Origin of the sequence: Desulfonatronum sp. SC1, from assembly GCF_003046795.1 — a bacterium.
GTDB lineage: Bacteria > Desulfobacterota > Desulfovibrionia > Desulfovibrionales > Desulfonatronaceae > Desulfonatronum.
In genome coordinates this window covers 1-19,243 of the sequence record NZ_PZKN01000049.1, presented here as the reverse complement: position 1 = coordinate 19,243, position 19,243 = coordinate 1, and the positions used below count along the sequence as shown (strand labels likewise).

21 protein-coding genes are annotated in these 19,243 nt (G+C 57.8%); 12 read left to right on the top strand and 9 right to left on the bottom strand.

The window, feature by feature from the left end:
- Positions 1-177 precede the first annotated feature (177 nt).
- Positions 178-2,004 carry a cache domain-containing protein gene (locus C6366_RS17680; protein ID WP_107740389.1) on the bottom strand — a complete coding sequence of 609 codons (1,827 nt, stop codon included), beginning with the start codon at positions 2,002-2,004 and terminating at the stop codon, positions 178-180.
- 25 nt (positions 2,005-2,029) lie between these two features.
- Complete coding sequence (locus tag C6366_RS17675) at positions 2,030-2,920, bottom strand: hypothetical protein (protein WP_107740387.1); 891 nt, start codon at positions 2,918-2,920, stop codon at positions 2,030-2,032.
- A gap of 76 nt (positions 2,921-2,996) precedes the next feature.
- Between C6366_RS17675 and C6366_RS19400 the strand changes: the two genes are divergently transcribed.
- The gene (locus tag C6366_RS19400; RefSeq protein WP_146164911.1) at positions 2,997-3,197 is read left to right on the top strand and encodes a hypothetical protein; all 201 of its coding nucleotides are present in this window, start codon (positions 2,997-2,999) and stop codon (positions 3,195-3,197) included.
- A 165-nt stretch (positions 3,198-3,362) separates the two neighbouring features.
- Here C6366_RS19400 and C6366_RS17670 read toward each other — a convergent pair whose 3' ends face one another.
- The 5 genes from C6366_RS17670 to C6366_RS17650 form a co-directional block, all read right to left on the bottom strand.
- The gene (locus C6366_RS17670; protein WP_107740385.1) at positions 3,363-4,496 is read right to left on the bottom strand and encodes a glycerate kinase; all 1,134 of its coding nucleotides are present in this window, start codon (positions 4,494-4,496) and stop codon (positions 3,363-3,365) included.
- A 63-nt stretch (positions 4,497-4,559) separates the two neighbouring features.
- Positions 4,560-5,834 (bottom strand): TRAP transporter large permease, encoded by a 1,275-nt coding sequence (locus C6366_RS17665; RefSeq protein WP_233248562.1) that lies wholly within the window; start codon positions 5,832-5,834, stop codon positions 4,560-4,562.
- Complete coding sequence (locus C6366_RS17660) at positions 5,822-6,469, bottom strand: TRAP transporter small permease (RefSeq protein ID WP_107740378.1); 648 nt, start codon at positions 6,467-6,469, stop codon at positions 5,822-5,824. The genes C6366_RS17665 and C6366_RS17660 overlap by 13 nt, the downstream gene beginning before the upstream one ends.
- A complete protein-coding gene (locus C6366_RS17655; RefSeq protein ID WP_107740376.1) occupies positions 6,456-7,448 on the bottom strand; it encodes a TRAP transporter substrate-binding protein in 993 nt (330 codons plus the stop codon). Before C6366_RS17655 ends, C6366_RS17660 begins: the two co-directional genes overlap by 14 nt.
- A gap of 68 nt (positions 7,449-7,516) precedes the next feature.
- A complete protein-coding gene (locus tag C6366_RS17650) occupies positions 7,517-8,026 on the bottom strand; it encodes a peptidylprolyl isomerase (RefSeq protein WP_107740374.1) in 510 nt (169 codons plus the stop codon).
- A 254-nt stretch (positions 8,027-8,280) separates the two neighbouring features.
- On the opposite strand from C6366_RS17650, the gene C6366_RS17645 reads away from it, so the two are divergent.
- Positions 8,281-8,721: a universal stress protein gene (locus C6366_RS17645; RefSeq protein WP_107740372.1), complete on the top strand. Its 441-nt coding sequence runs from the start codon at positions 8,281-8,283 to the stop codon at positions 8,719-8,721.
- 236 nt (positions 8,722-8,957) lie between these two features.
- Here C6366_RS17645 and C6366_RS17640 read toward each other — a convergent pair whose 3' ends face one another.
- Positions 8,958-10,268 (bottom strand): class I SAM-dependent DNA methyltransferase, encoded by a 1,311-nt coding sequence (locus C6366_RS17640; protein ID WP_107740370.1) that lies wholly within the window; start codon positions 10,266-10,268, stop codon positions 8,958-8,960.
- Entirely contained in the window at positions 10,258-10,944 is a 687-nt protein-coding gene (locus C6366_RS17635) for a restriction endonuclease subunit S (RefSeq protein ID WP_107740368.1), read from the bottom strand. The genes C6366_RS17640 and C6366_RS17635 overlap by 11 nt, the downstream gene beginning before the upstream one ends.
- 321 nt (positions 10,945-11,265) lie before the next feature.
- Between C6366_RS17635 and C6366_RS17630 the strand changes: the two genes are divergently transcribed.
- From C6366_RS17630 to C6366_RS17580, 10 genes are all read left to right on the top strand, one after another.
- The gene (locus tag C6366_RS17630; protein WP_158269852.1) at positions 11,266-11,961 is read left to right on the top strand and encodes a metallophosphoesterase; all 696 of its coding nucleotides are present in this window, start codon (positions 11,266-11,268) and stop codon (positions 11,959-11,961) included.
- 236 nt (positions 11,962-12,197) lie between these two features.
- Entirely contained in the window at positions 12,198-12,497 is a 300-nt protein-coding gene (locus C6366_RS17625; protein WP_146164910.1) for a hypothetical protein, read from the top strand.
- Positions 12,490-13,680, top strand: a complete 1,191-nt coding sequence (locus C6366_RS17620) for a TraM recognition domain-containing protein (RefSeq protein ID WP_107740362.1) — start codon at positions 12,490-12,492, stop codon at positions 13,678-13,680. The genes C6366_RS17625 and C6366_RS17620 overlap by 8 nt, the downstream gene beginning before the upstream one ends.
- Positions 13,681-13,760: 80 nt before the next feature.
- Positions 13,761-14,645: an ATP-dependent Clp protease proteolytic subunit gene (locus C6366_RS17615; protein ID WP_158269851.1), complete on the top strand. Its 885-nt coding sequence runs from the start codon at positions 13,761-13,763 to the stop codon at positions 14,643-14,645.
- A 380-nt stretch (positions 14,646-15,025) separates the two neighbouring features.
- Positions 15,026-15,691 (top strand): Fic family protein, encoded by a 666-nt coding sequence (locus tag C6366_RS17610; RefSeq protein ID WP_107740358.1) that lies wholly within the window; start codon positions 15,026-15,028, stop codon positions 15,689-15,691.
- Between the two features lie 585 nt (positions 15,692-16,276).
- Positions 16,277-16,930, top strand: a complete 654-nt coding sequence (locus C6366_RS17600; protein WP_107740354.1) for a nuclease-related domain-containing protein — start codon at positions 16,277-16,279, stop codon at positions 16,928-16,930.
- Positions 16,931-17,292: 362 nt separating this feature from the next.
- Positions 17,293-17,475 carry a hypothetical protein gene (locus C6366_RS17595; protein WP_107740352.1) on the top strand — a complete coding sequence of 61 codons (183 nt, stop codon included), beginning with the start codon at positions 17,293-17,295 and terminating at the stop codon, positions 17,473-17,475.
- 37 nt (positions 17,476-17,512) lie between these two features.
- Positions 17,513-18,265 (top strand): HNH endonuclease, encoded by a 753-nt coding sequence (locus tag C6366_RS17590; protein ID WP_107740350.1) that lies wholly within the window; start codon positions 17,513-17,515, stop codon positions 18,263-18,265.
- Positions 18,266-18,520: 255 nt separating this feature from the next.
- The gene (locus tag C6366_RS17585) at positions 18,521-18,829 is read left to right on the top strand and encodes a DNA-binding protein (protein WP_107740349.1); all 309 of its coding nucleotides are present in this window, start codon (positions 18,521-18,523) and stop codon (positions 18,827-18,829) included.
- A complete protein-coding gene (locus C6366_RS17580) occupies positions 18,807-19,124 on the top strand; it encodes a DUF2905 domain-containing protein (RefSeq protein ID WP_233248561.1) in 318 nt (105 codons plus the stop codon). The genes C6366_RS17585 and C6366_RS17580 overlap by 23 nt, the downstream gene beginning before the upstream one ends.
- Positions 19,125-19,243: the final 119 nt, after the last annotated feature.

Genomic DNA, 19,243 nt, shown 5'->3' with positions numbered 1-19,243 from the left:
CTCTGGGGGGGCGGGGAGGGTTTGGACGCGCAACCGACCAGCAGAAGCACTCCCAGTAGCACCCAGCAGACCAAGTTGGCCGCTCTCCTCCAGGGATCATCAATGTAATTCATGACGGTGGCCCCGACACCGTCCTCCGGTCCGGAAGGACCGGAGGACGGGCATGTGGGAAATAAATCAGACCGATGCATCCCCTTCTTCCTCTTCCAGTTCGGATCGGCGTTTGAGCAACTCCTCGAAGCGGATGTCCGCGCCGAGGATGGCCTGGATGTCGTCGCCCGCGTCAAAGACCGGCATGGAGACGGTCAGGCAGAGCTTGCCGGTAATGAAGGAACGATAAAAGTCCGTGATGTTCAGTTTCCCGGTCTGCATCGGGGCGACGAACCATTCCCGGTCCGAAAGGTCTTTGCCCTGGTCGTAGGCAGTGTATTTGGCCTTGTCTTCCATGTGGGCGATGCTGCCCGTGATCAGGCGGCCTTTCGTGTCCACAATGTAAAGGTACTGGATGAAGGGATATTTCTCCAGGACGGTGTCGATGGCGACCAGGACACGCTTGGGGTCCAGGGTTTTGATTTCCTTGTTCTCCGACAGCTTGCGCATGATCCTGGAGGACAAGGTATGGGCGGTCTTTTTGAGCTGGTCAAACTCGGAGGAAAAGAGCTGCGGCAGGTGGCGCTTGACCAGGTTCCACATCTCCTGATTGGAAAAGGAGGTGGTCCGGCCTTCCTCGTAAGCCTTGATGATCCGGCTGTGAATTTTGCCCACGGCGGGATGGCGCTTGTCCACTTGTTGGGTTCCGAGCAGCCCGAAGCGGTTGTTGATCCAGTAGGCCACCCCGGCCCGGCCGGACTTGTCCGTGATGATGATGGAGACCGGCCTGCCCAGGATCAGACGGGTGTCAAAAATGTTATAGATTTCCTCGTTCTTCAGCAGTCCGTCCACGTGTACCCCGGCCTTGGTGGCGTTGAAGTCCTTGCCCACGAAGGGATAATTGTCCGGGATGGCGTAGCCCAGGACGTTCTCGAAATAGTCCGCGATTTCGGCAATGGTCTGGGTGGCCGCGGCATCGTCCTCGCCGGTCAGGGAAATGTACTCGATGGCCAGGGCCTCCACCGGCGCGTTGCCGGTGCGTTCCCCGAAGCCGAGCAGGGTGGCGTTGGCCCCGGAGCAGCCATAGAGCCAGGCCGTGACCGTGTTCACCAGGGCCTTGTGGAAATCGTTGTGTCCGTGCCATTCCAGCCAGTGGCCCGGAACTTCGGCGTCGTCGGTGAAGGCCCGGACGATTTTGGCCGTGCATCGGGGCAGGGACGCGCCGGGATAGGGCACGGCATAGCCCATGGTGTCGCAGAGCCGAATCTTCACCGGCAAGCCGCTCTGTTTGGACAGGGCCATCAGTCGCTGGGCCAGGGGGATGCAGAAGCCGTAGATGTCCGCCCGGGTGATGTCCTCGAAATGGCAGCGGGGAATGATGCCCCACTCCAGGGCCTTTTCCACGACCCGGAGGTAGCCTTCAGCGGTCTTTTCCCGGTCTTTGCCCAGCTTCAGAAAAATATGGTAGTCCGAAACCGAGGTCAGCATTCCGGTTTCCTTGAGCCCCATGTCCTTGACCAGCTTCAGGTCGTCCTCGTTGGCCCGGATCCAGCCGGTGACCTCCGGATACCGGTAGCCCTTGGCCAGACATTGTTCCACGGCCTTGCGGTCCTTTTCCGAGTACAGAAAAAACTCGCTTTGGCGGATCAACCCGCTGTGCCCGCCCAGTTTGTGCAGCAAATCGAAAATATGGCTGATCTGCTCCAGGGTGTAGGGCGGCCTGGCCTGCTGACCGTCGCGGAAGGTTGTGTCCGTGATGTACATGGGGTCGGCAGGCCGAGGCATGGAAAAGGAATCGTCGAAGCTGGTCCGGCAGATGTTCTTATAGGGATAAATGTCCCGAAACAGTTCGGGTTCGGTGCGGTGGTCGATTTCAAAGCGACCCCTGGATCGGTTCAGATGCATCAAGCTCATGTGATTGCTCCTTGAATGAGGTCCATTAAGAAGTCGGATGCATGGCGCTTTCGCCTCCCGCACCCGGCCTTGAATGATTTTCCTGTTGCCGACTGGATGTGTTGTCCTGGCTTGGCCAGTTTTTACGGAACCGGTCGAAATAGATGACCCTGGGGTCGTCAGCGTTCCCGGTATGCTCCGGGTGAAGAAACAAGAAATAGCCGTCCCAGCCGTACTGCAGGACACCGGTTTCCTGGTCGAACTCCACGGGATACGTCTTCAGGCATTCATCGCTGTCCGTGATCATGGTGACCGTGGAGTGGCCGAAGAAGATGTCGGTCTGCTCCCGGCGTTGATGAAAAGGAATCAACTGGTGTCGCCGCAGCGTTTCCGGCGTGTACCCATACGAATTATTCAAAATGTTCGGGTTGTAGATGAAAAAGAAAGGGTGGCCCGCGGGTTTGTCCGCTGATGGTTCTGGTGACTGGTCCGCTGCCTGGTGGGACGTCGGCACCGAACAGTGGGCGATCACGGACAGAAAGAAGGATTGGAAGGCATCATCGTCAAGAAGCACGGCGTTGGCCACTGACCCTCCCAGGGCATGGCAATAGTTTTCAACCGACTCGAAGATATGTTTTTTTTTGACTCGCTCCAGGTGCGTCAAGTCGGCAAGGTAGCGAGTGTTCGCCACGGTGGCCGTCGGATTTGCTCCTGCTTCCCAGGCTTGCATGTACTGATTGAACTCGGGCCTGTTCCGATAACGAATCTCTCCCTTGGCCATCAAGATTTCCCTGCTGGCTATGCAGGGTTTCTGGTAGAAGCGGACGGAGTTTGGGAAATGCTCCTGATCCGGGTTCCGGGTCAGGTAGGTTTCGACGTCAAAGCCCTGCCTGAAGCCGGGAACGAATTCGTAGGAGGTGTACGCTTGATCCAGCATTTTTAAAAACTCGGCGGGGGGAATATTGACGGCGTCCCCGGATGCAGAGCCGGACGCGAATTGAAGTGCCGGACTCTTGGAGCACCCGGTCATCGCCAACGCCAAGACAATGCAGCACGATAAGACAAGGGAACGGGATAACAAGGCGCGACGCGGAAGTGTCGAGTATCCGGACATGCTTCAGCTTTCGTGGCGGGCGCCGGTCATGGGCTGGGAATCCCGGACGGAGCGGGTCTTCGGAGGACGGGCCATGCGAAGAAGATACCACTTGGTTTAGGCAGGGGCAAGGATCAAGTCAGCGCGCGGCAGGGAAATGTAATTCGTATCTACTCAGTTCATTCGTGTAAAAGCGGACTGGATACCTTCCTTGGATTCCCGCGAAGGCGGGCATTCAGGGCGAGTGTCTGGTCATGCACCGTATGTGCTGAGTAGTATTGAACAATCAAATGAAATCAGCGTAAATTCGCATGACTTGTTCCGCCGAGTCCGTCAGGAGGGTCTTGCCGTTGCACATGGCGTGGTGAAGAGATACTGGGCCGTCGCAGATGGAGATGACCGCGGTGATGCCCGTTGCATAGAGTTCGTCCGTGATCCTGCCGATGCTTCCCGCAAGGGCGACGCAGGGAACTCGATGTTTTTTCGCCAGTTTGGCGATCCCAGCCGGGGCCTTGCCGTACGCTGTCTGATAATCGATTTGTCCCTCGCCCGTGATCACCAGTTTGGCGTCCTTCACGTGGGATTCCATGTCCAGGAGGTCCAGGACGATGTCGATGCCTGGCCGGATCGCTGCACCGAAGAGTCCGTGCATGGCCCCCCCGACTCCGCCGGCGGCCCCGGCGCCTGGAATATCCCTGATGTTCTGACCGGTGACCCGTTCGATGACGTCGGCCAGATTGGACATGCCGAGATCCAGGGCCTGGGCCTGATCAGGCGTGGCGCCCTTTTGTGGGCCGTATACCAGGGCCGCGCCGTTGGGGCCGAGCAGCGGGTTGTCCACGTCGCAAATGATCTCCAGCCTGACTTCCCGCAGTCGAGGGTCGACCTCGACGCGATCAATCTTTCGAACCAGGGCCAACGACGCCCCCACGGGCTGTATTTCCTTGCCGTGCTCATCGAGAAACTTCACGCCCAAGGCCCTGGCGATGCCCATGCCTCCGTCCACCGTCGCGCTTCCGCCGATGCCCAGGTAGATGGTTTCGGCCCCGAGGTCCAATGCCCGCCGGATCAGCTCACCGGTCCCATAGGACGTCGTTTTGTCCGGATCGCGTTCATTCTCGGCCACCATGGCCAAGCCCGACGCCTTGGCCATTTCGATCAGGGCCGTTCGTCCGCTGGGGGACCAATAGAAATCGGACCGGACGCTTCGAAACAGCGGGTCGTGGATGGTCGTGGTTTCCATTTTTCCGGGGAGTCGCTGGGAAAGGACGTCCAACAGGCCGTCTCCGCCGTCGGCAATGGGCATTTTGGCGACTTGATACGGTTTGGGCACTCGTTTGATGCCCGTAATGATCGCGTCCGCGGCCTCGGACCCCGACAGACAGCCTTTGAAGGCATTGGGAGCGACGACGATTTTCATGGGAACTCCTGAAGGGGGAATAACGAATGCGGGTTGATGACGTGAATGGAGAAGCACGTCGTCTCAGAACAGCACCGGCAGGAACAGCGGCAGGTAGACCACCAGCCAGAGCACGGCGAGCAGGCCGAGCATGTAGGGGATGATGGAGCGGGTGATCCGTTCGATGGACAGGCCGGTGATGGACGAGGCCACGTAGAGATTGATGGCCACGGGCGGGGTGATCATCCCGATGGCCAGGCCCATGACCATGATCAGACCGAAATGGACCAGGCTGACCTCCAGCTGGCGGATCAGGGGCAAAAAGACCGGGGTGAGGATGATCAGGGCCGAGGCGGTTTCCACGAAAATCCCGGTTAGCAGGATGACCAGGGTGATCAGGAACAGGATCACGTAGAGATTCGAGGACAGGCCCAGCACCGTTTCGGCGATCAGGGCCGGAATTCCATAGTTGGCCAGAACCCAGCTCATGATCGCGGAAGTGGCGATGAGGAACATGATCACCCCGGTGGTCATGATCGATCGGCACATGATCCGGTAGACGTCCTTCAGGGACATGTCTCGGTAGATCACCAGTGAGGCGAACAGGGCGTAGTTCACGGCCACCACCGCGGCCTCGGACGGGGTGAACAGCCCGGAAAAAATCCCGCCGAGAATGATCACCGGGGTGATCAGCCCCCAGACGGCCCGAAGAAAGGTCCGCAGGATGTTGCGCACGGAAAAGGGCGCCCCGTGCGGGTAGGAACGGACGCAGGCCTGGCGCACGGCGATGGCGATCAGCACCGCGCCCATGACCACGCCTGGCAGGAAGCCGTTCAGGAACAGCCGGCTCACGGACTCCTGGGCAATGACCGCGTAGAGGATCATGGGCACGGAGGGCGGAATGACCACGCCGATGGTACCGGCGGCCGCGATGAGCGAGGCGGAGCAGGCCGTGTCGTAGCCCTTGCGCTTGAGTTCCGGGACCAGGGTGGAGCCGATGGCCGCGGTGGTGGCGGCCCCGGAGCCGGAAATGGCCGCGAAGAACATCCCGGCCAGCACCGCGACGATGGACAGCCCGCCCCGGACGAATCCCAGCAGGGCGTCGGCGAAATCAACCAGCCTGGCCGAGACTTGGCCCTTGGCCATGATGTCTCCGGCCAGGATGAAGAAGGGCACGGCCACCAGCGGGAAGCTGTCCGTCCCGGCGAACATCCGCTGGACAATGAGCATCAGGGGGATGCCGTCCTGGATCAGGACGAACATGGAGGCCAAGGCAATGGCGATGGCCACGGGCACCCCGAGGAACATCAGGGCCAGGAATGAGCCGAAGAGCAGCAGGGCCATGGTCAGTCGCCGCACCCGCAGCTGGAGCCGGAAGTCCGCCTGGCAACCGGTTCGGAAGGATCAGCCGGAGGATTCACCGGGATTGGTTCGTGACGGATGGTCACGTTCACGGCGGGCGGGCGATGCTCCGGGAAGATTTCCAGAAGCAGGGCATGCAGGCCGTGGAGGATCATCACCCCGAAGGCCGCGGGCATCACGGCGTAGACATAGGGCATGGGCAGGCGCAGGGAGGCCGTGACCTGAAAGGATTGCAACTGCATGTAGCGCACCGCGTAGAACATGGCCGTCCCGAAAAAAATCAGGGAGACCAGGATGCCGGCGATGCGCACCATCCGGCCCAGAAGCGCGGGCAGGGAATTCACCAGGAAGGTCACGGCGATGTGCACGCCGCGGCGATAGGCCATGGTGGCCCCGAGAAAGGTGGTCCAGACCAGCAGGTAGCGGGACAATTCCTCGGACCAGGGCAGGGCCTGGAAAAAGACCCGGAAGACGATCTGCAGGGTGATCACCACCAGCATCGTCGTCAGGGCGCAGAAGGCCAGGACACCGGCCACGACGTCGACCAGGCTTGAGGCCCTGCCGACGCCGTGGACCAGCTTGTCCGGGTGAAAGGGCGGTGTTGACCGCCCAAAGCGTTTACTGGATGGCATCCAGAATACGTTGCAAGTACGCGCCGAATCGTTCGCCGTACTTGGTATAAACAGGCGCGACCTTGGCCTGGAAGGCGGCGGTGTCCGGCTCCATGACGATCTGCATGCCCGCGTCGGCCAGTTCCTGGAGCTGGCCGGCTTCCATCTCCGCGTTCACCCGGCGCTCATGCTCCGCCGCGGCCTGGGCGGCCTCCAGGAAGATTTCCTGGACTTCGGGGCTCAAACCGCGCCACTTGGCCAGGCCCATGACGAAAATCGCCGGGGCGTAAGTGTGGCGGGTCATGGACAGGTGGGCCTGCTGTTCGTTGAGCTTGAAGGAGTGGATCACGTTGACCGGGTTCTCCTGGCCGTCGATGGTCCGCTGACGCATGGCGGTCAGGGCCTCGGTCCAGGCCATGGGCACGGCGTTGGCCCCCAGGGTGGTGAAGGTGTCGATGTAGACCGGGTTCTCCATGACCCGGATCTTCAGGCCGGCCAGGTCGTCAGGGGTGATCACCGGGCGCACGGAGTTGGTCAGGTTGCGGAAGCCGCGCTCGGCATAGGCCAGGCCTTTCAGGTTGACCCGTTCCAGATTGTCCAGCAGCTCCCTGCCGATGGGACCGTCCAGAACGCCATAGGCCGCTTCAGGAGTGGGAAACAGAAAGGGCAGCTCGAAGACCGCGATTTCTTCGACAAAGTTGGCCACCGGGCCATTGGTGATGATGCCCATGTCCACGGTGCCCATCTGCATTCCTTCCAGCAGGGTCCGCTCGTCTCCGAGCTGGGCATTGGGGAACAGGGCCACGGTGACGGCGCCGTTGGTGCGCTCTTCCACGATCTCCTTGAATTTCAGGGCCGCGATGTGAAATCCGTCCTGTTCGTTGACCACGTGGGCCAGACGGATGTTCATCTTCTGGGCCGCCTGGGCCTGGCCGGTGATCCCGAGCCCGCCGCCCAGCAACAAAGCGATGGTCAGTAATCCGAAAAAAAACCTTTTCATTTCTCTCCTCCGGGGTTGTGGTTCTTTCGCGCGATGTGTTCGGCGAAACTCTTCTCGTCGCGCCTCGCTCATTCGAAGCGCCGGGCGGAAATAATATATACTTCGTCCCTGGGCAGCTCCGGGAAGTCTTCCGTGGCTTTGACCACCTTCCAGTTGATCTTCTTGACCACGTCCGAGCCTTCCACCACCTGGCCGAAGACCGCGTAGCCGAAGCCTTCGTCGGAGTCGTCCTGGTGGTCCAGGTCCGGCCCGTTATCCGCGGCATTGATGAAGAATTCATCCATGGCGGAATCCTTCTCCGGCGCTCGGGCCATGGCAACGCTGTCCTTGACGTTGGAAAGACCGCCCTTGGCCTCGTTGGGGATGGGAGGCAGGGTGGGTTTCTTGTTCAGCCCTCTGTCGTACCCGCCGCCCTGGATGACGAATCCTCGCGCCACCCGGTGAAAGATGGTCCCGTCGTAATGCTTGTCGTCGACGTGTTGCAGGAAGTTGGCCACGGTTCGCGGGGCCTTGTCCGGATACAGTTCAATGAGCAGATCGCCCAAGTTGGTTTCGACGAGGACGAAGGGATTGTCCATGAGCGGTTCTCCATGCCGTGCGGAATGATGTGGTTGGGGGAGGAAGCGGGAACGCTCTCCTGAAAGTTCTTTGAGTCTTGCTTTTCCTTGTGCGGAGGGTCATAATGAAGATGTCCGGAAAAGACAAAGGGTACTGAGCCGCATGCTTTTTGTCCGCGGTTCAGTAAATCGGCCCCGCGTTCGCCTGAATCAGTGCGGGGAAGGGCGCATCCGCGTCGAGGAGGATGTGCAACCTACAACAGAGGAGGTGTCTCATGTCGAGCATCAAGAGGATTTTGTGCGCGGTGGATTTCTCATCCGTCAGCGAAAAGGTGGCGGACTGCGCGAAATCTCTGGCCAAGCCATTGGGTGCGGAAGTCGTCTGCATCCATGTGGTCCCGTCCGGAACCATTTACGCCGACTTCGGTATCCCGATGAACTCCATGGAAACATTCTGCACGACCATGGTTTCGGAAGGGGAAAAGACCCTGGCGGAATTCATGGAGCGCCATTTCAGCGACATGAACCATCGAGCCAAAGTGACCTGCGGCGACTTTTCCGAGGAAATCCTGAATTGCGCCAAGGAAGAGCAGGCTGACATGATCGTGATGGGCACCCACGGACGCAAGGGCATGGATCGTCTGTTGTTCGGCTCTGTGGCCGAAAAGGTGCTTCGCCAAGCCCCTTGCCCGGTGGTGGCGGTGCGCCCCAGCTAACCTTGGTTCAACCAGAGTCTAAAAATGTAACCGGGCAGGGTCGTCTCACTGACGATCCAGCCCGGTTGTTTTGTTTCACGGGTCGGAAACCAACGGTTGGCCGGGATACCGCTCCACGTCGGATTCTGGAGAAGAAATCCGTAGGGCGAGAAAAAATGTCCTTGTTTTTCCGGGTAGGGGCGGTTCGCGAATCGCCCCTACTTTGAACCACCGCCCCTTTTCCCGTCCATTTTTTTTCAGAGCCCCGACGGGGCAAGCTTTTCCAAGGCTTCTTGCAAGGCCTTTTCGGCACGCTCGGCCGCTTCTTTTCTGGTCAGATATGCCCGTTCAAGTTCGTCCAGGTTGTTCTTTTTGTCATGGGCGGATTGCCCCTGATCCGCGTAGGCCAGGGGGTTGAGGTTGTAGTTCCGGGATTTGACGTCTTCTAGTCCGACCAGTCTGGACTGACTGGAAACATGTCCGGATGCGAGCCTGCGATAATCCTGGATCATCTGTTTGGCCGGTACATCCTCTTCGCCGGGATCGAAAAGCAACACGGCCTCATGCGTCCGCTGCCTGTTCAGGATGACGAGGGCCTGCCTGGAGGCAAGCATGGGCGTCATGGAACTTGGCAAGAGCATCACGGCATCCAGGATATTGGAGTCAACAACATGTCGGCGCAAATTGAGTCCGGCCTGGCTGACGAGAAAGCCGGCGGGCAGGAACAGGGCGGCCTTGCCGGTTGTCGGGTGCATGTGATGAACGGCGCAGGCCGCGAAAAGCAGTTCCTGGTAGCCGCGCTCAATGAGTGTTTCGGCGAACGTGCCCCGCAAGTACTTGCGGACGTCGGCCTTGCGAAAGGTTTTGTATCCGGTCGGCGGGTGGCAGATGACGTGATCGAATTTCGCGGTATTGGGCAAAGCCTCCGTCAAGGGCGTGGCAAGTACATCCGTGACCTTGATGTCGGCTTGCGCATGGCCGAACAGGAGCAGGTTGCACGCGGCCAGGTTCGCCAGTTCCGGGCTGATCTCCCAGCCCACGGGATCTTGGAGTTCGGGACGTCGCTCCAGGAAGGCCAGCAGCCCCATTCCGCTGCCGCAGCCCAGATCCAGCACCCGCGCCCTCGGCCCGGGTTCAAGCATCTCCGCGATCATTTCGCAGAGCGGATAAGGCGTGATGGGCAGAATCCGGCTGAGGGTTTCGGCGTAGTCCCCTGCCGCCCGGTAACCGCGAAACACGTCTTTGCGCGTGTTGTCCCGCAGTTCAGCGTGAATGGTGCCCCAGCTTTCGTTGAGTCTGATGTCGCGCGTCCGCCGGTGCAACGCAAGGAAGTCGGAGAAGACGTTTCGCAGGCGATGGGCATGGTTCTGCTCAAAGTTCCCGAGCACCTGAGCCAGATTTCCCCGCCGCGGGTAGGCGTCAAAGCCGTACTCCCCCTGGCCTTCGCCCAGGTCTTGCGACATGATCCGCCAAAGGGCCAGAAACGGCGTCAGCACCCCTTTGTCCCAGCCCAGGTCGCGTTGGGCCAGCTTTTCGATGCGGTACAGCACGTCAAAGTCATTGCTCATGGATTCCGCTCCACGCAGCCTGATCCAATTTGGCTGCAATCAGCTGGCCTTCACTGTCCAATGCCTCCAGCACGGCTTGCTTTTTTCTTTTCCAGCGCGACCATACCGCGCCGATGCGCTCCTGGATGTCCAGGCCTGGCAGGTCGATGGGCAATTTATCCAGCGTCGCCTTGGAAATGAACCCATGTGGGGAGCCGGACTCATTAGCCTTGAAAAACTTTTGAGCCGGTCCTGAGTTGAGGAACCAGGCCAGGTAGTCGGGGCGCACTTGTTCCCTGTTCCTGATGGTGATGACGAAAAAAAATTTGTCCACCAGGACGCCCTGGGGCACGTCCCCTTCAATGAGCACCGTGTAGCGTTGCCCCATCCGCCCGAAAAAAAGCACCTGGCCGCTCTTCAACCAATGTTTTTCCGCGAGATCGGCGTCCGTGCTGATCGTGGTCAGCCGCTCATAGTCTATGGTGTGCTCCGAGGTCACGTCCCTGACCTTAATCACTCGGGCATCGCACTCCTTGGCGGTGTCCCGGCGTTTTTTCGCACTGCCGCCGGATTGGATCCCGGTGCGAATTTTCACCAGATCTCCCAACACGCTCGAATCGCCTAACTGGGCCATCTCGATACCCTCTCTCGCCTCGTTCTCGCTGCCACTTTCAATGAGTTCAGGGGCCAGATTCAAGAAGCTGGACTGCTCCTTGACAATCAAATTTTACCGTACCCTATTGACAAAACAAGCGCAACATGGTATACCTGAAAAAAGCAATACTATTCATTCGACCTTGGTTTGACTTTTTTTCGTAGTCATCTTTTGTATTCGCGCAACACCTCCGGGCGGCATGCTTGAAACCAGTGCATAGACTTAGCCGCGCCCTGATTATACCGGAATCGTTACATTCATTTCCCCTCTTTCTGGGCAATTAGAACGGTTTCCCGAAAGGGCTTGACAATAAGGCCTGTTTTAGGTATATTATATACTCGAATGGTAAAAAAAGGAGGTGGAGTGCGCACATTGCTCGTTGCCGATCCGCATGGGGATTATTCTCAGATTCTCGCCCACGGTCCAAGAGCCAAAAGGATCATTATTGCGGGCGACCTGGAGCCGCCGGATGACCTGCGGACGATCCTCGGGCCGTTGGCGGACAAAACCTGGTACATTCTGGGCAACCATGACGCGGAAAAACCGGAGCAGCTCGCCAGGCTGGAATCCATGAGCGAGCGCTGCCTGCACCGCAAGGTGGTCCGGATCGGCGATCTGCGGGTGGCCGGGCTGAACGGCGTGTTCAACGGCAAAATTTTGAACGCTTCGGGCGTGGACCGGATTGAGGATATGGAGGATTTGAGCGTATGCATCCCCACTCGCGAGGCATGGCTTCAAAAACGCAGGCTTGGCATGGAACACGTCACCGCTATCTTCAAGGAAGACTTGGAGGCCATGGCCGAGATGGAGGCGGACGTCCTGATTCTGCACGAGGCACCGGAATGTCATCCCAATGGCTTCCAGATGCTCGGCGATCTGGCCCGGTACATGGGTGTGCGGCTGGTGCTCCATGGCCATCACCATGAGCACTACGAAGGATGGATTGAAGGAGGCATCAAGGTTTTAGGGCTGGGGACGCCGGGGGGCATCGACCCGGCGACGTATCTGGACGAGGGACTGGAATGGCTGGAGGATGTCTATCCATTCCCGTCCGGGTAGTTCGTCTCGTTAACCTTTTTCTGTAAGTTGCTTTTCTTTCTTTTGGGTCGTTGTTCCGCCAGGTGCATGGCGGTGTGGTGGTATGGCAAAAGTTTTAATTAGGTATATTATATACCTCTAAATATGGCCAGTCGGAGGAGATTATGGAATATGACCGTGCAAGCGCACGCAGGTACCTGGAAAGGGAGCGGGGGCAGGCTGAGACGAATGGCCTTGAAAACCAAGACGAGCCGACAATGGTAGAGGATTGGGAGCCGTTGGCGGAGGCTGAGAAATACATGGATACGCGATATGCCGACGTGCCCATGGTCCCCAGCCCTCCTCTGGAATGGGCCAACGAGCCGGATTTCGTCCTGCCTGGAGAATGGTTGGGCATGACGTCGATTTCGCCCAAAATGATGAGCCGGCACTGGATGGTTATGGGGGAGACCGGGGCCGGAAAAACCAAAAGCGTGATCCTGCCTCTGTTGTGCAGCCTGTTGGAGTACGACCTGGAAACCACGACCGACGCACGAGAGGAGGTGGCACATGGCTAGTCTGCAAACCGCGATGTTGGTCATCGATCCGAAGGATGAACTGCTGGAACACGTTGTCGGAAAATTACATCAAAGGGGGGAGGAGCACCGACTTGTGACGCTTTCGGAGCTGAGCCGCCTGTATTTTTTCGAGGGCCAAAGCAATCTGCCCCTGACCGACCGCTTGAACAAGCTGTTCAAGCTCAAGCTACTTTATTCCGATGCCCGGGCAGGTGACAACACCATCTGGGTGGAACTGGCCAAAAGTTTCATTCTGGAACTGCTTCAGGCCGAGCAGGCCTACCGCAAGGCCATGAAAGGCCAAAGCCTGATGAACGACATCATCAAAAAAACCACCATTTTGCGGCATGAGAAACAGGGGATCATCCATGGCCCCTTTTTCGGAAAGATCAAGGCCATCGTCGATCATGCGCGGCTGACGACGAAAAAACTGAAAGAGGTTCAGGTGGCTGTGGAGGGGTTGCTCAAGATGGCGGAGATTCCCTTCAGCATGCTGCATACCTTTGCCAGCTACACCGCCACCGATGATCTTATCCAGCAGTTCAATCATGTGGCGGCCACGGCCACGCCGTTTCTGGCGGAAGTGTCCAACAAGGAGCTGACCCGGCTTGTGGAGTTTTCTCCGTTTGCCTTTGGTGGGCCGGACATGCTTTCCGTGCGTACGGTGGTGGAAGAGGGCAAGGTGCTGGTGGTTTCCTTAGGCCCCGTGGCCACCCAGACCGCGGACGTTCTGGGCCGGTCAGTGAAGAACAAATTTTTCCAACTGGTCCAGTGCCGTTCCAACAAACAGAGGCCCGTGGCCTATATCTGCGACGAGTTTCAGCGTTTCGTCACCGCGGACCCGGATTCCGGAGAACAGTCCTTTCTGGACCGGTGCAGGGCGCATCGCGTTTCCTGTATTCTGGCGACCCAGTCCCTGGCCTCCATCAAATATGCCCTGCATGGGATACCCGGAGCGGATGCGGCCATTGACGTGATGCTGAACAACACAGCCAACAAGATCTATTTCCGCAACACGGACGTGGACACAGCGAAGACCATGCACGCCCTTTTCCCTGAGCCGCCCATCGGCGACAAGTCGGTCACCCGGGTCCGTCCGCCTTCCACCTTGCACCCTGGGGAGGCCTACTATCTACTGTCCAATGGCGAATGGGGCCGTCGTCAGCTCCCGTTATTCGTGTAACAGGCAACGCGCCTTGCATTCTCTGTGCAACCCTGCCGGGCGACGAAGCGCGCTCGGCACATCAAAAAAAGGAACGCCTGATGTACCCATTCCCGCCTGTTTCTCTTCACGACGTGACATGTTTTTCTCAGAACACCGCATCCAGCCAGGGGCTGGTTCCGTTGTTCACGCCCCACGACTGCCGGATCATCTACAGTGGACAAGTGGATGCCTATAGCATGAAGTCGCTGATCGAAACCATCAACCTGGCCTTTGGATATTATCAATACAACCAGATCACCATTGATATTGAGTCGCCAGGTGGGGAAATCCGCGCACTGCATTACCTTATGGGGCAGTTTGACTTCTGGCGAGCCCAGGGGCGGCGCATCGCGACCCGGGCTTCGATTTCAGCCTCCAGCGCGGCCGCGGCAATCCTGGCCCTGGGGGATCAGGGGGAGCGCAGCGTGGAACGGAGCACCACGGTGCTCTATCATTTCGCACGAATCTTTCAGACCAATTCAGTGCTCACAGCGGAAAAGGCCACCGACATGGCGCAAAAGATGAACCGTGAAGACGAGCGAATGATTGATCAATTACTGACGCACATCGTTGGCCCGCTTGACGATCTTGAAGCCGCTGACTGGCACGGGTTGGCCATGGTCCGTCTGGACTGGGCCAAATCCTTTCTGGCCCGGAAAAACGACAGAACCCATTTCTATTTTCCCGAGGCCCAGGTCCGTTTGAAATCCTTGGGCAAGCTGCTGACCGCCAAGGGAAAAATAACGCTCCGCGAACGGGTGCAGGGGTATTTGAAAAACATTTTTCTCAAGGACGAGCCCATTGATTTACTTGAAGCCTGGTGCCTGAACCTGATTGATGAGATCCGGGACGTGACTCCGATGCTCGTGCCGCCCAAGGTGTTCCAGGAAATCGGTCTGCAACCGGAAAATAAGGGGCGCAAGGCACTGGTTGCTGGGCTGTAGGCGGGCTCGCTCTTTTGCGGTACATGCCGTGAGTCACCGCCGGAATAGACCGGGATGGTTGACAAACATGTTCGGTCGGGATTTAGGTCAGACGGAACGAACATGAGGCGGAAGGAGGTACATGAGCGAAGCGGCTGATCAGAGCTGGAGTAATCGCGCCCTGAAACGCCAAATCAACAGCCAGCCCCAGCCCGGCCTGTTGAACGATCTGCGCCTGATGATCGAAGAAGCCCGTCGGATGATCGCAGCAACGGTCAACACTGGCCTGACCATGCTCTCTCGACATGTCGGCAAAATTGAGATTTCAGGAAGGAGAGTCGAGAACAAATTTGTTTTGAAGGACCCTGTTTCAGAGGCTGTAGGCCAGGACATATCTTGTCATGCACAAAGACATCCAACGCGCCATATTCATTGCGAAAAAACTGTTCGCCGAGCTGGTCTACGACGTGCAAGCCCTCGAGGGCATGCCCTTTACCATGCCGGAGGTCCAAACCTACCTGCAGGGCATAACAGTGGGCGGGCACAAGGTGGCAGACGAGGAAAAGCTGAAGCAGCAGGCCCTGGGCTGGAAAAGACTGATTTCCCTGGTGGAGGAGGACGCCTTTCAGGTCAGCAAGCCGGTTGCCTGCGTGTTGCAGTCAATTATCGCCAAGGATGAAGCCCTGGAGGTCGGGCAATTCCGCTCCGGTCGCGTCGGCATTTCCGGAACGGACTATCAACCGCCGGACCCGGAAAGCCTGGACGACTATTTTCAGACCATGATTCAGAGCCTGGATCAATACACAGACCTGCGCGATCAGGCCTATGTCCTGCACCTGTTGTTCGCCCGCAACCAGTTCTTTTTTGACGGCAACAAACGGACCGGCCTTTTGATGATGAACGGGCTGCTGCTGAGCAAGGCCCGTCCCCCTCTGTCCATCCCGGCCAAGCGCTTGCATGAATACAACGTGGGCATGATCCGCTATTTCGACACCGGTGACCCATCGGAAATGCTCGCCTTTTTGCGGCAGTGCCACGACAGGATGCATGAACGCTTCGGACTGTAGACGGGGTGTGCCGGGCTGGATGCGGCCATGGTTCGGAAAATCCTGCGCAGCGAGCCCGTTGACCTGCCGGCCCAAATGTTGAACGCGACGGATGCCCAGGTGTCTGGGCCGGAAGCGCGGTAAGTCAGCGTTACCTTGCTGCATGCCTTAACAACCATCGCAAATGCTCAACACACTCTACACAGCACCCCCCTCAAACCCGGCGGACATGTTTTGCTGACCATGAAGCAGGGGGAGGGAACGAGCAGGGCCGAGGACGGCCGGGTGTTCGTGCTCTGGCGGGATGAGGATTTGCGCGGGGGGGCGCAGATATGGGGCTTGCGGTGGTGGATGCGTTTATCAATGCGTCGGTATTGGGTACGGGGGAGATATGGCTGGTATGTGTTGCGGGCGGTAAAGCAGGCGAGCAATGGCTGATTCCAACCCGCCAGTCTACTACGGCAAGCTGTTTCGAGACCCGATTCCGGAGATCATCCGCAAGGCCGGGCACGAACCGCATATTCTGACCCTCAACGTTTGCCTTTGCCTGCACTTCAGACGTATGGCATTCCAATTTCTTGGACATTTCCCAAGCACTGGTCGATCATGTTCACACTTGCCTATCAATTCACTCCCATCTTGATCCTCTTCGTCTCGTTTGCTGTTCTTCTCGGATTTTTGATTGCCCACCGAAAACTTACGGAGATAAGGTGGAAACGGTCACCATTTACCAAGGATTTTTTGCGCGGACCAGGTTTTTCCGAATTCAAACGCATCGAACTGATAAATATTGATGTAACGCAATGGCTGTTCGTTCTTTTATTTTTACCGATTTTTCTCTATTCAATCCTCTTCGTGCATATCCACCATCCGGATCGATTTTTCCAGGACAATCTCATTTTCTACCTTCCGTTTGCCCTGTTCTACGGATTCGGGTTGTACAGGATGAATTTCCATATCAATCAACGACGCAATGCCCGGCTTGGTTTCGAAGGCGAGATGGCCGTGGGCCAGGAACTGAACCAGCTTTTAGCCAACGGTTATAATGTCTTTCACGATTATCCCGCTGGCAAATTCAATATCGATCACGTGCTTGTCGGTCCCGCCGGAGTCTTTGCCGTGGAGACCAAAGCCAGATCCAAGCCCACAACAGGAGACGGGAAGGCTGACGCCAAAGTGTTTTATGACGGCAAACAACTCAAATTTCCCTGCTGGATCGAGAGCGAACCAATCCAGCAGGCCAAGCGCCAGGCAGCATAGCTATCCGGCGAACTGAGCAAGGCTGTTGGCGAACCGGTCCTGGCTCAGCCGGTCCTGGCCATACCCGGCTGGTACGTCGAACGCACCGCTAAGCCTGACATCTTCATCATCAACGGCAAAGGAACACACGGTCTCTTTTGCAAGCTGCCCGTCGTACTGGACGCAAGCATGATCCAGCGCATCGCCTACCAGGTGGAGCAGAAATGCCGGGATGTGAAGCCGAGGGCGTACCGGGAATGGGAGAAGTGAAACGGTTTTTCTATCTATTGAAGCTATCGAGTAAGGTAGAACCTTAGATCAAAATATCTGCTTGAACTTTTATTGTAATTGCCAAAATATCAAAGCTGAAAGACGTTACCCAAGTGGCTTCAAACCCGAACAACCTGCTCAAATACCTGACCAGCCTGCGCACGGACAAGAACCGCAACCGCTGGACAGCCGGCACGAACCACCGCGCCCCCCACAAGCCGTTCCTGCTCCTGTCCCTCCTGGACCTGGCCGCACAAGGTGACATTGCCCAGCCTTTCTATCGAACCGTCTTTTGACCTGGCAGAACGCTTTACCCGCTACTGGAGTCTGATCATGCCAGCAGGAACAGCGGGCAACATGGCCTATCCTTTCTACCATATGCACAGCGAAGGGTTCTGGGAGCTTGTACTCAGGCCGGGCATGGAGTCCGATCTCCAACAGCGGCCGGTCACGTCCATGACTCGGCTACGCAGTGTGATCCTCGGCGCAAAGATCACCCAGAAACTCTTCCAATGCATCACCGACAACCAGTGCCGTGAACAACTCCGGGCAACCTTGCTGCACACTTATTTTTCACCGGATGTCCAGCCAATCCTCCTGCGTGACGCATCGGAGAACCAGGAAGCCTACGAGTACAGCCAACGCCTGCTGGCCGCGGCTGAAAAAGCCATGCCATACGCCGCAGCGGAGGATCGACCCCGTCAAGTCCGAGACCAGGCCTTTCGCAAGGCGGTCATGTCCTTGTATATGCACCGCTGCGCCCTGTGCGGCATCCGCATGCTCACCCCGGACGGCCACACCATTGTCGAGGCCGCGCACATCAGGCCCTGGTCCGAGAGCAAGGACGACAGGCCGGTCAACGGCATGGCCTTGTGCAGGTTGTGTCACTGGAGTTTTGACGAGGGGTTCATGAGCGTGAGCAAGGACTACGAGGTGCTTGTCTCGCCCATGGCCCGGGCAGAGCAGAACAACCCCGGCGTGATCATGACTTTGGAACATCGTCCCATTTTCAAGCCGGAAGAGGATCATTTTATTCCGGACCAAGCCTGCCTGTCATGGCACAGGCGAGTAGTGTTCAAGACTTGATAAAAATCTGCCATACCAATTTTTCCGCGGATTTCGCGGGATAAGGGCGACCCGTCCTGATTTTTTCTGACATCCGTTGGCTACAAAGATGTCACCCCCTGGTCCTGGATACAGGGTTTACTATTTTCAATATGGGGAGAGAGTTGTTGTCCTTCTTGTTGGCGGCGGCGATAAGCGAGGTCAGCAAGCTGACATCAGGAAGGCCATAGCCTGCAAGACCGACTAGTTGCAGCGCAACAGGTTGGAGGAACCGTCATGAATGAACCACATATCGCTCACGAAGAGGCCACCATCGCCAGCTTTCGGCGAGATCCGGCATTTGCCGCGGAATATTTAAATGCCGTTATCGAGGATGGATCACAGGAGGAGATCATGACGGCCTTGCGGCGGGTTGCCGAGGCCTTCGGCATGAAACAGATTGCCGTATCGGCCAAGGTCAACCCAAAAACGCTGTACAGGACGCTGTCTTCCAAGGGGAACCCTGAATTGCGAACATTCCGCGGCATTCTCGACCACATGCGCCTTGCGGTCACGCCCAAGCATGCGCGTCACGGTCATTTATGAAGGAACGCTTGCCGCGTTGGAAATGGCATGGGGTTGTTTATCCGCGGGGTTTACTTCTCATACTGAAACAGCAGGCGAGACGGTTGCGATGGGGCGTTATTTGATTGGGATCGGGTTGTTGCTTGTGGCAATTGGTCTGATCTGGCGGTATGCGCCGTGGCTGGTGCAGTGGTTTGGGAAGTTGCCGGGCGATATACGGTATGAGTCGGGACGGACGCGGGTTCTCTTTCCGATCACGTCCATGATCGTCGTCAGCATCGCCCTGACGATATTGATTAACTTGTTTCGGAAATGAAACAGCCCGGCTTTGTCATGTCCAGCTTTGAACCGTTTTTATCAGAACATGTAGTTCCGGCCGACTGCCACGGCATGCGGCTGGATCGGGTTTTGGCGCGGGGGTGGCCGGGCTTGGGG